General features: G+C 42.9%; 18 protein-coding genes and 1 riboswitch. Of the genes, 12 read left to right on the top strand and 6 right to left on the bottom strand.

The annotated features are described in order from the left end of the window. The 4 genes from THEPK_RS13585 to THEPK_RS05750 form a co-directional block, all read left to right on the top strand. The coding region (locus tag THEPK_RS13585) for a hypothetical protein (RefSeq protein ID WP_232194542.1) at positions 1 to 188 on the top strand (188 nt) is incomplete at its 5' end. A 2-nt stretch (positions 189 to 190) separates the two neighbouring features. Next, complete coding sequence (locus THEPK_RS05740; RefSeq protein WP_042699420.1) at positions 191 to 1,552, top strand: ATPase domain-containing protein; 1,362 nt, start codon at positions 191 to 193, stop codon at positions 1,550 to 1,552. A gap of 13 nt (positions 1,553 to 1,565) precedes the next feature. Then, entirely contained in the window at positions 1,566 to 1,844 is a 279-nt protein-coding gene (locus THEPK_RS05745) for a NitrOD5 domain-containing protein (protein ID WP_232194543.1), read from the top strand. A 1-nt stretch (position 1,845) separates the two neighbouring features. Beyond that, the gene (locus THEPK_RS05750; protein ID WP_042699424.1) at positions 1,846 to 2,523 is read left to right on the top strand and encodes a hypothetical protein; all 678 of its coding nucleotides are present in this window, start codon (positions 1,846 to 1,848) and stop codon (positions 2,521 to 2,523) included. Positions 2,524 to 2,526: 3 nt separating this feature from the next. On the opposite strand, the gene coaBC is transcribed toward THEPK_RS05750, so the two are convergent. The 5 genes from coaBC to THEPK_RS05775 all read right to left on the bottom strand — a co-directional run bounded on the left by coaBC (position 2,527) and on the right by THEPK_RS05775 (position 6,084). Continuing rightward, positions 2,527 to 3,744: a bifunctional phosphopantothenoylcysteine decarboxylase/phosphopantothenate--cysteine ligase CoaBC gene (coaBC, locus tag THEPK_RS05755; protein ID WP_042699426.1), complete on the bottom strand. Its 1,218-nt coding sequence runs from the start codon at positions 3,742 to 3,744 to the stop codon at positions 2,527 to 2,529. Between the two features lie 47 nt (positions 3,745 to 3,791). Further along, complete coding sequence (locus THEPK_RS05760; protein WP_232194544.1) at positions 3,792 to 4,361, bottom strand: DUF835 domain-containing protein; 570 nt, start codon at positions 4,359 to 4,361, stop codon at positions 3,792 to 3,794. Between the two features lie 98 nt (positions 4,362 to 4,459). Next, a complete protein-coding gene (locus THEPK_RS05765; RefSeq protein ID WP_042699431.1) occupies positions 4,460 to 4,840 on the bottom strand; it encodes a DUF190 domain-containing protein in 381 nt (126 codons plus the stop codon). A 4-nt stretch (positions 4,841 to 4,844) separates the two neighbouring features. After that, positions 4,845 to 5,216 (bottom strand): fluoride efflux transporter CrcB, encoded by a 372-nt coding sequence (gene crcB / locus THEPK_RS05770; protein ID WP_042699434.1) that lies wholly within the window; start codon positions 5,214 to 5,216, stop codon positions 4,845 to 4,847. Between the two features lie 22 nt (positions 5,217 to 5,238). Then, positions 5,239 to 6,084 (bottom strand): prenyltransferase/squalene oxidase repeat-containing protein, encoded by an 846-nt coding sequence (locus THEPK_RS05775; protein WP_042699437.1) that lies wholly within the window; start codon positions 6,082 to 6,084, stop codon positions 5,239 to 5,241. 23 nt (positions 6,085 to 6,107) lie between these two features. After that, positions 6,108 to 6,184, bottom strand: a riboswitch (Fluoride riboswitch). Positions 6,185 to 6,251: 67 nt separating this feature from the next. Between THEPK_RS05775 and THEPK_RS05780 the strand changes: the two genes are divergently transcribed. Genes THEPK_RS05780 through THEPK_RS05795 form a run of 4 tightly spaced genes read left to right on the top strand, consistent with a single transcriptional unit; the run spans position 6,252 to position 8,885 of the window. Beyond that, complete coding sequence (locus tag THEPK_RS05780) at positions 6,252 to 6,902, top strand: zinc metalloprotease (protein WP_042699440.1); 651 nt, start codon at positions 6,252 to 6,254, stop codon at positions 6,900 to 6,902. After that, complete coding sequence (locus THEPK_RS05785; protein ID WP_042699443.1) at positions 6,880 to 7,530, top strand: glycosyltransferase family 2 protein; 651 nt, start codon at positions 6,880 to 6,882, stop codon at positions 7,528 to 7,530. Before THEPK_RS05780 ends, THEPK_RS05785 begins: the two co-directional genes overlap by 23 nt. 9 nt (positions 7,531 to 7,539) lie before the next feature. Next, a complete protein-coding gene (locus THEPK_RS05790; protein ID WP_042699446.1) occupies positions 7,540 to 8,376 on the top strand; it encodes a fumarate hydratase in 837 nt (278 codons plus the stop codon). Continuing rightward, positions 8,367 to 8,885, top strand: coding sequence for a FumA C-terminus/TtdB family hydratase beta subunit (locus tag THEPK_RS05795; RefSeq protein WP_042699451.1), 519 nt, complete (start codon positions 8,367 to 8,369; stop codon positions 8,883 to 8,885). The genes THEPK_RS05790 and THEPK_RS05795 overlap by 10 nt, the downstream gene beginning before the upstream one ends. On the opposite strand, the gene THEPK_RS05800 is transcribed toward THEPK_RS05795, so the two are convergent. Further along, entirely contained in the window at positions 8,872 to 9,102 is a 231-nt protein-coding gene (locus THEPK_RS05800) for a MoaD/ThiS family protein (protein WP_042699454.1), read from the bottom strand. The genes THEPK_RS05795 and THEPK_RS05800 overlap by 14 nt on opposite strands. 233 nt (positions 9,103 to 9,335) lie before the next feature. On the opposite strand from THEPK_RS05800, the gene THEPK_RS05805 reads away from it, so the two are divergent. The 4 genes from THEPK_RS05805 to THEPK_RS05820 are packed head-to-tail and all read left to right on the top strand — an operon-like array spanning position 9,336 to position 10,871. Next, positions 9,336 to 9,686: a hypothetical protein gene (locus tag THEPK_RS05805; protein ID WP_042699456.1), complete on the top strand. Its 351-nt coding sequence runs from the start codon at positions 9,336 to 9,338 to the stop codon at positions 9,684 to 9,686. Continuing rightward, the gene (locus THEPK_RS05810) at positions 9,664 to 10,086 is read left to right on the top strand and encodes a hypothetical protein (protein WP_042697770.1); all 423 of its coding nucleotides are present in this window, start codon (positions 9,664 to 9,666) and stop codon (positions 10,084 to 10,086) included. Before THEPK_RS05805 ends, THEPK_RS05810 begins: the two co-directional genes overlap by 23 nt. 50 nt (positions 10,087 to 10,136) lie before the next feature. Further along, on the top strand, positions 10,137 to 10,514 hold the full coding sequence (locus THEPK_RS05815) for a hypothetical protein (protein ID WP_042696758.1): 378 nt from the start codon (positions 10,137 to 10,139) through the stop codon (positions 10,512 to 10,514). A 54-nt stretch (positions 10,515 to 10,568) separates the two neighbouring features. Further along, a complete protein-coding gene (locus THEPK_RS05820) occupies positions 10,569 to 10,871 on the top strand; it encodes a hypothetical protein (protein ID WP_042699459.1) in 303 nt (100 codons plus the stop codon). The last annotated feature ends 200 nt before the right edge of the window (positions 10,872 to 11,071 follow it).

The following is an 11,071-nucleotide window of genomic DNA, read 5'->3' on the forward strand; positions in this document are numbered from 1 at the left end:
AGGTGTGTCAGCGTCCTGAGGAGTTTGTAGGTTTTCTTGTCCACTCGAAGGTGGTTTTTCTGGGTGAGATACGTGGGCGACCACCTATTATTTTTCTAATAGGTGAAGTTTTAAGGGTTGCGGGCTTTCATCCCCTCCCTATCGGAAGGGCTCTCCCCGCCCGAATAGATAAAGTTCATTGGGGGTAGAAATGAGCAGAATGGGAATTGAATATTTTGATGAACATGTCCTCAAAGACGGCTTTCCGGATGGGTCTTTAATCTTGGTTGCCGGAGAGCCGGGAGCAGGGAAGACTATATTCTCAGCAACTTTCATATACAACGGTGCCAAGAAATTTGGAGAGAAAGGAATGTATATTTCGCTTGCAGAAACCAAGAGCGAGTTCTATGAATCAATGAGACAGCTTGGAATGGATTTTGAAGAACTCGAAAGAAACGGACTGTTTAAATTTGTAGACCTTGTCACGGTAAGCGAGGAGACAATAGAGAAGGAAATAGGACTCCTGATGGGTGAAATAGTAAAGTTCCAGCCAAAAAGGGTTGTTATCGACTCCATAAGCGTCTTTGCCCAAGTTCTGGGCGCTGAAAGAACAAGAGTGTTCCTCCACACAATGCTTGGAAGGTTCATAAAAGCCTATAACTCAACTGCCCTCCTAATTGCTGAAAAGCCGATGGGAGCTGAAAAAATAGGGTACGGTCTCGAGGAATTCGTCGTTGATGGGGTTATTATACTCCGCTATGAGTCCTTTGGAGAGGTCACAAGAAGGGTAATGGAAATCCCAAAAATGAGGAGAAGAAGCATCAAAAAACCACAGTATGAGTATGTAATAACCCAGAGGGGAATTGAGTTCCTGGAAGTTCCTGAACTCAGTAGAGCGGAAATAGAATACACGATGGAAAAAATCACAACAGGTTTAGAAAAACTTGATGGAATGCTCGATGGGGGCTTGTATAGGGGTGCAAATGTCCTACTTATTGGCATGACTGGAACTGGAAAAACCACATTCTCCCTGCACTTTGCCATAGCCAATGCATTACAGGGAAGAAAAGCAGTATACCTCGCCTTCGAGGAACCAATAGACCAGATAATAAGAGCCGCTAAAAACTACGGCATGCCGATAGAGGAAGCCCTAGGAGAGAACCTTAAGATAATCACTTGGGTGCCCGAAAGCAAAACCCCAGTTTACACCTTCTTAAAGATTAGGCGGATAATAGAAGAATTTAAACCTGAAGTATTGGTGATAGACAGCTTAACCGCATTAAGGAATCATATGGATGAGAAGGAACTTGCAAAGATGGTCAGATATCTCAACCTACTGACAAAACTACACAGAATCACCACGTACTTCACACTAAATGCCGAGACAAACTTCGAGATAGTACCGTTTAGTGGAGCAAGTACCATGGTGGACGTTATAATAGGACTTAAGTATCAAGTAAAAAACGAGAGCATAGAGAGAAAAATGGCAATTGTAAAAGCGAGAGGATCAAATCACTCAAGAAAGATATACAGATATGAGATCACCAGCAAGGGGGTAGAAATTTATGAATAAAGGTGGGGAAATTTTGGTTAAAGCAATTTCTGCAGCCCTTAGGGAAGTGGCTCCGGGGCTGGAATCTGTTTTAGAGGCTCACCTCAAGGCTACGTTGAACAAAGGCCTTGAGGTGGCATATGAGAATCCAAAAGAATTCAAAGATGCTGTTTCAAGACTTTTTGGTGAGTACAGCGCTAGGTTACTGGAGATGGTAATTATAAGCAAGCTTAAAGGACGCCTTGGAACAGAAAGAGAAATCAACTCCTTGGAAGAATTAGTGGATCAAATACGTGCAATTTACGGTGAGTAAAATGGATCCGTTAGAGCTAATGACTGCGGCATCGAAAAGAATATCCCCCACGTTCCTCAACCATGAGATAGGCAGCGATATTGAGATTGTGCTTTATCACTTAATAAAGAGGCTAAGAGAGGACTACGAGGATTTCTTAATAGTATCTTTTCAGGATGCATATGCTTCCATCCTTAAGTACCTGAAGTCAGTATATGAAGACGCCGATGAGGTTTTTGAGAGAGTAAAAATCATCTCCGTGAACCCTTTCATAGAGGAAGAACTTAATCCAGACCTTTCTATCAAAACAAAAGATGCTGAGATTATCATCGGCAGAATTAGTGGATATTTGAAAACAAAGAATAATACCTTGACCCTTGTTCTAGGTCTTGACCTCTATGGAGTAAAATACCCAGATGAGCTTGTTGTAATACTTCCAGCACTCATCAGAGTTCTCTCAAAGGGTGATAACAACGTCTTAGTAACTTTCGACGTCAAGATATTCTCAGAGGACATCTTGGAAATAGTAAATAGCTTTGCCCTCAATCTCTTCAAGTTTGGAATAGAGGTTAAAGAAAACGAGATTAAAAGAAAGTTCACAGTAATAAGAAGTCCTTTCTTGGAGTACAACCTGAGGTCATGGTACTACACAGTCACTCCTACCAAGATTGTTTTCTTCCCTGTCACCGCGGAGGTTTGATTTTTACTTTAAAATTTCCACAATCTTGTCCCATATCTTTTCCGCCAGCTCCTTTTTACTCATTAGTGGGAACTTCTCATAACCTTCCCTGGTTACCCAGTAGACTTCGTTTACCTCGCTTTCAAATGCAATTTCTCCCCTGTTGGCTATCACCACGTCGCTCTTTGCCTTTTCTATTTGCTTCCTTGCCTGCTCGATTAGCTCTTCTTCACTAACCCCATACTCCGCCTTGAAGCCCACCAAAAAGACATCGGGCTGGAGTTCCTTGACCCGCTGGATTATCTTCGGCGTTGGGACAAGCTCGATGACCAAGGGCTGGCCGCTCTTTATCTTACTTTCCGCTTTCTCCTTGGGGGTGAAGTCGCTAACGGCAGCTGCCAGAATAACAACGTCGTATTTCTTGGTTGAAAGCTCTTTTTCTATTGCCTCAAGCATCTCTTCGACTGTTTCAACCTCTATTTGGTTTTCGACAAAGCTCGGCACGCTTCCCTTGGTTCTTATGAGTGTCACTTCCGCTCCTCTAAATTCCGCCTCCTCGGCTATCGCAACACCCATCTTTCCGCTGCTCCTGTTGGTGATGAATCTTATCGGGTCTATGTACTCCCTTGTAGCCCCTGCAGTTACCAGGACTCTCTTCCCAGCTAAATCCTTCTTGTGAAGCTTTTTTATAACGTGATAAACTATTTCTTCTATCGAAGCTACTTTAGCTTTCCCTTCCTCAAATCTCGGCCCAATAAACTCGACTCCAAGCTTCTTGAGCTTTTCAATGTTCTCCTTTATTATCGGATGCTCATACATCGTCGAGTGCATTGCCGGAGCAATCATTATCGGCGTATGGGCAAAAGCCGTCGTTACAACGGTGGTAACGGGAGTATCATCAATTCCGCAGGCTATTTTGCTTATCGTGTTAGCGGTTGCCGGGCATACAAGAATTAAATCTGCTTTGTTCCCGTGTTCTCCGGCAAGCTCAACATGTTCAACGAAGCCCGTTATTTCCGTAACCACTTTATTGCCAGTAGCAAATTCCATTGCGTAGGGATGGATTATCTTCTGAGCGTTTTCGCTCATAACTGCATGAACTTCTGCTCCGTGCCTTATGAGCTCCCTTGCAAGCTTGACACACTCCACGGCCGCTATGCTTCCCGGTATGGCAAGCACTATCTTCTTTCCAACAAGCTTCCGGCTCTTTGTTGCATATATAAGCTTTACATGATGAAGCATTTCACTCACCAGAGAAAATTGGGGAGATTATATTTAAGGTTGCTGTTTTAGGGGATCTTTTTAAACTCCCTCTGCAGGAGAAAAGCATGCTTTTCTTCTAGGACTCTTTCATCAACTATAAGGACAAGAATCGAATCTTTAAGCAAGATTTGATCCTTCAAATTAACGAGAAATCTAAAAACAGGCTCAAACCCGTTCTCTAGGATAAGATATTCAACCCCATCAATAATCAAAGCATCTCCACTTGTGGCCATAGTCACCGCCCAGTGAAGAATCTTTTCAAGGTGAGTTGGATTAACCGAATTCTCTTTTTCCACTTTGCTTAACCACAGAATAGGGAGTTTATACTTCTCAAAAAGATGGGGATTTCTAACAACCGCCAATATGTTCCTATCTCTAAGAATTTCGGTGATAAGGTAATCAATGTTAAGTGAAGGATAAATATATGCACCTGAAGAAAGCGGCTTATCGCCCACCCTTCGCTTGTTATTTGGAATAAAAATTCCAAGAAAGTTCTTCATTATGCCAAAAGCAAACGGAATATAAAAAAGAGCAAAATAAGCGCTTTCTCCAATGACATCATTTTCAACAAATAACATTGCAAAATTAATACTCATCATGGCGACTTTAGTTATGAAAGAGTTCCTTATAAAATTTTTGTTAATAAGTTTTTAATGAACTTGGTTAGTAACAAGAGTTAAAACGATATCCAAACCTACTCCTCCCTAACGGCATCTTCCTCGAACTTCCTAATTTCTTCCCTTGTCCCCACCCACACAACTATAACAGGCTCAACTGTTATCATGCCGTCCTTTATCATTGGCTTTATCTCGTTTATAGCCCTCTCTATCATGTGCCCCCTATCCACGGCCTCAATTATTATCGGCAGATCCGTTGAAAGCCTTAAAACATCACTTGAGTGCACTCTACTCTTTTTTCCAAAGCCATAAATCCCTCTATATACAGTTGCCCCAGCAAGTCCCATCTCCCTCAGTTTTTCTACTATTGCCTTATAAAGCGGTCTTCCATGCCAAGTATCACTTTCCCCTATGTAAATTTTCATTCTTAGAGTATTCCAGTGTTCAATTTCTACCATCCTTTCACCTCCTTGCAAGAAGGAATCCCAAAAATACTAAACCTACGGTTATTATAACGTTTGCCGAGATGTTCATTAGGGCAAGAAAGTATTCTCTCTCCCTTAAAAGGCTAAAAGTCTCGTATGAAAAAGTCGAGAACGTACTCAATCCACCGCAGAACCCGGTTCCAAAAAAGGCTCTCCAGTTGGGAGAAACTTCATAGCTGAAGAAGATTAGTCCATATAAATAACCAAGCAGAAAGCTGGCTGTACTATTCACCAATAAAGTTCCTACCGGAAAATCCTTGTAAACTGGGAGTAAGCCCGCAATGCCATAGCGTATTATTGCTCCCAGCATTCCCCCAATGCCAACTGCCAAGAGGATTTTAGTGTTCATTCCCATACCTCCCAAGCAGTATTCAAAAGCTCAGAAGATCATTAAGTGCCCTCAACGCTCTATAGGTGTTTTGGAAGTTTGAAATCCCCATCTCAAGGCTCCTTCTAAAGCCCCCGTTGGGATTCTGGAGAGCTCTTATAAACCTTATGTGAGGTTCTATGTAGCGAGGCTTTTCGTTAATAAGCCTTAAGCCCCTAACCGCGTAGAATGTTGGCTCCAGATAGGGTGGGAGAGAATAAGGTACCTCCGTAAAGCCGCCGTAAACTTCGCACTTGTGGAAGTGCCCTGTTTTTGGAACTGGGTATCCCAGCGCATTGAGCGAAAAGATCGCTTGGCAAGTCATGGTTGTTGTTGCCTGCTTCACACCATAGCCGTCGCCTTTCCTAAAGCTCTCAATGAAGTCCTTTATCTTCCTCTTCTCCGCGGAAGAAACTTTGTAATTTCCTGCTCTAAATGCCCTAAGCACCCAGTAGGTTGCTTCAAGTGGTGTTGCAGTTCCGAATTCCTCGCTCCCCCCAAGACCAACGGCAAATTTGCCTTCAAGGGGTTTATATTTCTCAAAGACCAGTGAAAGTCCTTCTTTTGCTAGGTCTTTTGCCCCTAGAATTGCGAGCCCTTCAACTGCCATGGCTATTGCAACAGTTGCTTGTTGGGGTTTTAGGGAGGTGTGTAAGAATTCTATTGTTTTTTCTTCATCTGGGACTTCTAGTCCAAGAAGATCATAGATTTTAACCGCATAGTAAGTGTCGTTTACGTTAGTCTCGTTCAGCAGAGAAACAAAGCAATAGCCACCGTCTTCATGTCTCCTTCCCTCAAGGTACCTCAGCACAGCATTTATATCAACATATTTCTCAAGCTTCGAGCCCATTCTACCGCCTCCCAAAGTTTTAGCGGAGAACAGGCGTCATCAGCCCTCAGCGGGCGGTTCGGGCTCGAAGCCCCAGGCGGACGCCATCGCCCAAGACCTTCTTCTTAGGTAATTTTATAAGCTTTTCTTTTGGAAAGATAAAATAACAAGCAAGCGAGTGGTGAAATATGGAACTTATTGGCTTTGTACATCTTGGCAACACATTCAACGAAAAGGTAATTGCCAGAGCCTATAAGCGAGTTAACAGCTATTTTAAGTCAAAGAACCTCCCGATAAGACTTGTTTATCTTGGAGAGATCGAACTGGGTCCAGGATATCTTGTCAATATCCAAACAGATAGCGGGAGCGTTAAAGGGTACCCCCTCGAGGGAATTACCGAGCTTTTGCACGCTAAACTTTTACATGTTCAGGAAGAATTTCTTGAAAAGAAGAAAGCAAGAGCAGAAAAAAGCAATTGCCTTGGCAAAGAAGTTGTCATGAATAAGATATTTGGAATAGTAAACTTCCCCATAGTGTCAAGAAACCCCTATCTGGATTTTTACGAGAAATTTTTGGGAGTTCAGCAGGATTTTCACAAATTAACGGTCATGGTTCTCTCGGTAAAGCCTTTTGAATCTGAAAACGAGAAGCTTTTTGAAGACAGGCTTTTCAAAGGAATTTTGCATGAAATTGGCCACGCTTTCGGATTAAATCACTGCCAAGAAGACTGCGTTATGAACCCTCCAAAGATCGTTGCTGAATGGGACTTAAGAAGGGACGATTTCTGTGAAAAGTGCTTTTTGGAGCTGAGGAAGAATGTTAGAGGGGAAACGGATTAGCGTTGTTATCCCTGCTTACAACGAGGCAAAAAGAATTGGAAAGGTTCTCTCAAAAATCCCGGAGTTCGTTGATGAGGTTATTGTTGTGGACGATGGGAGCAGAGACAACACTTCAGAGGTCGCAAAAAGTTATGGAGCAAAGGTAATCCGACTTGAGGAAAATCAAGGAAAAGGGGCAGCAATGAGAGAAGGGATCAAGAATGTAAGTGGTGATATTGTGGTTTTTATGGATGCAGATGGCCAGCACAATCCAGAGGAAATTGAGAAGCTCCTCTATCCAATTTTGAGGGGGGAGGCAGACTTTGTTATAGGCTCTCGGCTGATAAAGGCACAAGGAAAAAGACCGCTTATAAGAAAGATAAGCAACTTTCTGAGTACCGGCTTAATAAAGTTCAAGCTAGGCATTGATGTTAAGGACACCCAAAGCGGATTTAGAGCCATCAAGAGGGAATTCCTACCGGAAATAGAGAGCAAAAGATATGAAGTTGAGACTGAAGTTTTAATAAAAGCCGTGAAAATGGGAGCGAGAGTTAAGGAAGTCCCGGTGGAAAGAATCTATGGGGTTGAGACGGGCCATTTCAGGTTTGAAGACGTTTTGAGGTTCATCCACTCCCTTATCAAGTACTGAGGTGGGTATATGGAGAGAGCAATATTTGAAGCGATAAAGCTTGCTGTCACAAAAATTCCCGACGACGTTGTTAAATCCTTGCGAGAGGCCTACGAAAAGGAAGATAACCCAACTGCAAAGTTCAACCTTGAAAACATTTTAAAAGCCGTTGAAATCGGAAAGCGAGAGCGAATCCCGGTATGTCAAGACACCGGAACGATGACTTTCTTCGTAGAGGCTGGAATCGAAAGCCCATACTTAAGAGAAATCAAAGAGGCAATAGCTTCAGCTCTGGAAAAGGCAACGAAGGAAATTCCTCTAAGACCAAATACCCTTGATGTTCTCACGAACAAAAACGTTGGAAACCTCCCGGTTATTCATTGGGAGCTTGCAAAAGGGGATAAAATAAGGATAGCTATTCTACCAAAAGGAGGCGGAAGCGAAAACTGTTCTGCTTTAGCAATGCTCACTCCTGCGGAGAGCTTTGAAGGTGTAAAGAGGGCTGTTGTTGAGAGAGTCAAAGAATGCGGCGGGAAGCCCTGTCCTCCAGTAATAATAGGAATTGGCATTGGAGGGAGTGCAGACTTTGCATTAAAGCTTGCCAAAAAAGCCCTGTTAAGACCCGTAGGAGAGAGGCACAGAGACAAAAGGATAGCAAAATTCGAGGGGGTGCTACTTGAAGAGATAAACTCTCTAGGAGTAGGCCCCATGGGGATGGGAGGAAAAACAACTGCTCTAGACGTCAAGGTTGAGATCACTTATAGGCATCCGGCTTCGTTCCCTGTTGGAATTGTTTTCCAGTGCTGGGCACATAGGAAGGCTTTCTTAGAGATAAGCGCAAACGGAGAGGTGAGAATATGGCAGTGAAGCTGAGAACACCCCTAAATGAGAAGGAGGTATTAAAGCTCAAAGCCGGAGACTTGGTTTACCTCTCGGGAGTGATATACACGGCAAGGGATCTCGCTCATAGAAAACTACTGGAAAAAGCCCCCTTTGATTTAAGAGGAGCCGTTATCTATCACTGCGGCCCCATAGTACAGAAAGAGAGCGGAAGATATAGGATAGTCTCCGCAGGCCCAACAACAAGCGCGAGGATGAGCAGATACCTCGAAAAAATCCTAAGCATGGGCGTTAAAGGCATCATAGGAAAAGGAGGGATGGAAGTAGGGCCTTTCAGAGAGCACAAAGCGGTTTACTTTGCATTTACAGGCGGCGCTGGCTCTCTGGCTGCAAAGAGCGTAAAAAGAGTTTTGGACGTTTACTGGCTTGAGGAGCTTGGAATTCCTGAGGCGGTTTGGGTTCTAGAGGTTGAGGACTTTCCGCTCATAGTGGGAATAGACGCTTTTGGGAACTCCTTATACTCTAACCCCCGCTGAGAACTGGCATGACCTTTATTTCATCCCCTTCCTCAACTACTGCATCTCCCCTTGCGGGCTTGCCGTTGATGAGGATTATCTTGTCATGGAATTCGTCATACCTTGGGATTAGCTCCCTAAGTATCTCATCCACGGTCTTGGGCCTGTCGAGCTTTATCTCAAGCTCTCTAGCTTTGGCAAGATGAGCAAAAGCTCCCATAAGCCTGATTTTCACCATATGCATCACCACAGATACTATTCTCTGTCAGCTGATAAATTTTGTTGTCCTTTTTACTTTGTTTTGTTGTTTGTTGTTTTTACTTTTGTCTTTTCGTTTTTTCCAATGGTAAATTATATATAGTTTGAGGGCTTATTACTTATGAAAATTTCCTCATGCTTGGGGGGGCGAATGAGAAAGATAATTGTGCTGGTAGGAATTTTATTTTTTGTATCCCTAAATTGGTGATGAAAATGAGAAAGAGCGTTATTTGGGTGGCGGGTCTATTGTCCATTTTGGTAGTTGCACTCTTAGGTTACTCTTATGAAGCACCAGATATCCAAAAAATACAATCAAAGCTGGAACAGATCCCCACAGAGGATTACATCTATGTAGAAAATGCGACCCTATATGCAGTTCAAAACACCTCCACGGGCATTGAGCGTATAACTGCTTACCATCTAATATACCTCAAAAAGTCTAAAGGGAAGTATACCTTCAATGGCTCCGTAAGGTACTATGTAAATGGGGCTTATAAGTATGGATACTCAATTTATTTTGAATTTTTCGGAGGTAATGGGCGTGTTTATAGTAACCTTTATTAGGGTTTTTGCTGAATTCTTTCAGGTGGTTGTCGTGATCCCCAGATGGGATCACAGACTCAAAGACCCTGAAAGCGTGGCATTCGCAATTCTTGACGTTTTAGCAGACTTCGAATCAGAAGGAAAGCTGAAGAACCTGCCAAAATCCAAAAAATTTCCAGTAAAAACAATACTGGCAATACTCCTCTTTAAACAATACTACAACCTACCCCTCAGAGACGCCCAGCACTACGGCAGAAAATTCTTCGGAGCAAACATTCACTACTCAACCCTCCACAACTGGGAGAAAAAGCTGAACCTCGAAGAACTGACAAACCACCTCCTGAAAAAACTCCAGAAATTACCCTACGCCAGCACTCAAGCAGACTCAACCATTATTACAAATAAAAAAAGGGCAGGATAGAAGTTCAGGCAATAACGAGAATCCTGCCGGGTTTACTGTATCCGGTTGCTGTGAAGATCACAACTTCTGAGAACGAGCTGATTGAACTCCTGCCGGGGGGTTCTGGGAATTTTTATGCTGATGGGGCTTATGATTCAAAGAAAGTTCTGAACACTGTGGTGGAAAAGGGTTATCGGCCGATTGTTAAGAAAACTAAGAACGCTCCAGGTGGTTTTGGTAGTAAGAAGAGAGACAGAGTGTTTTCTGAAGAAGAGTACAGGCATAGGAATCCTCATGAGGGGTTCTGGGGTGCGTTTACAACGTGGTTTGGCAGTAGGATCCCCTGTTTTCTGAAAAAGACTACTGTAACCCGAATCCTGCTTGGGGTAATGTGTTATGGTCTGAAAATCCTCCTCAGAGTCAAATACTGTTTAAATAACAGGGGGTGAAACTAAACACGCCCCGGAGGTAATGTCTCAGGGTACGTAAACGTTAATGGTACAATGTATGACATAAAAGACAAAGAATGGGAAAAAATAACAGGAATAACAAGGGAAGAACTAATACAACGGGAAATATACTCTTCATTCCGGATAGAAAGGTTGAAAATCTTATTAAATGAGTCCAAGTGGCAGCTAAAGCAGAGGAGACTATTCTCTGGAACTTATGAATTCAAGGGAGTTTATAAGGATTCTAAGGTCCAGCTTATAACTAACCGCCAGATATCCAAGATAACCATCAACATAGAAACTCCCTACGGATCCAAAATCCACAAAGAACTGATATTGGAGAACAAGTTATCATGAGCATGATTACCTTACTTGAACTTTTTTCATTTTCTTTTGAAAATCTCTTTTCAAAACAAGAGAAGTCAAGAAGCCCAAGAGACAAAAAAGATAAAGAAAAAAGCTCACTCGAGCTTCGTAACCTTCTCAAGCTCTGGGATGACGAACTCAAGGTCAAGTTCCTTGAGTGTCTCCTTCTTTGGAACACCTCTCTCATCCCA

This window comes from Thermococcus sp. PK (assembly GCF_000430485.1).
GTDB classification, from domain to species: Archaea; Methanobacteriota_B; Thermococci; order Thermococcales; family Thermococcaceae; genus Thermococcus_A; species Thermococcus_A bergensis.

Bases quoted from the DNA above. Each gene is read 5' to 3' on its own strand.
- THEPK_RS05740 (WP_042699420.1), top strand. From the start codon at position 191: ATGAGCAGAATGGGAATTGAATATTTTGATGAACATGTCCTCAAAGAC.
- THEPK_RS05750 (WP_042699424.1), top strand. From the start codon at position 1,846: ATGGATCCGTTAGAGCTAATGACTGCGGCATCGAAAAGAATATCCCCC.
- coaBC (WP_042699426.1), bottom strand. From the start codon at position 3,744: ATGCTTCATCATGTAAAGCTTATATATGCAACAAAGAGCCGGAAGCTT.
- THEPK_RS05760 (WP_232194544.1), bottom strand. From the start codon at position 4,361: ATGAGTATTAATTTTGCAATGTTATTTGTTGAAAATGATGTCATTGGA.
- THEPK_RS05765 (WP_042699431.1), bottom strand. From the start codon at position 4,840: ATGGTAGAAATTGAACACTGGAATACTCTAAGAATGAAAATTTACATA.
- crcB (WP_042699434.1), bottom strand. From the start codon at position 5,216: ATGAACACTAAAATCCTCTTGGCAGTTGGCATTGGGGGAATGCTGGGA.
- THEPK_RS05775 (WP_042699437.1), bottom strand. From the start codon at position 6,084: ATGGGCTCGAAGCTTGAGAAATATGTTGATATAAATGCTGTGCTGAGG.
- THEPK_RS05780 (WP_042699440.1), top strand. From the start codon at position 6,252: ATGGAACTTATTGGCTTTGTACATCTTGGCAACACATTCAACGAAAAG.
- THEPK_RS05785 (WP_042699443.1), top strand. From the start codon at position 6,880: ATGTTAGAGGGGAAACGGATTAGCGTTGTTATCCCTGCTTACAACGAG.
- THEPK_RS05790 (WP_042699446.1), top strand. From the start codon at position 7,540: ATGGAGAGAGCAATATTTGAAGCGATAAAGCTTGCTGTCACAAAAATT.
- THEPK_RS05795 (WP_042699451.1), top strand. From the start codon at position 8,367: ATGGCAGTGAAGCTGAGAACACCCCTAAATGAGAAGGAGGTATTAAAG.
- THEPK_RS05800 (WP_042699454.1), bottom strand. From the start codon at position 9,102: ATGGTGAAAATCAGGCTTATGGGAGCTTTTGCTCATCTTGCCAAAGCT.
- THEPK_RS05805 (WP_042699456.1), top strand. From the start codon at position 9,336: ATGAGAAAGAGCGTTATTTGGGTGGCGGGTCTATTGTCCATTTTGGTA.
- THEPK_RS05820 (WP_042699459.1), top strand. From the start codon at position 10,569: ATGTATGACATAAAAGACAAAGAATGGGAAAAAATAACAGGAATAACA.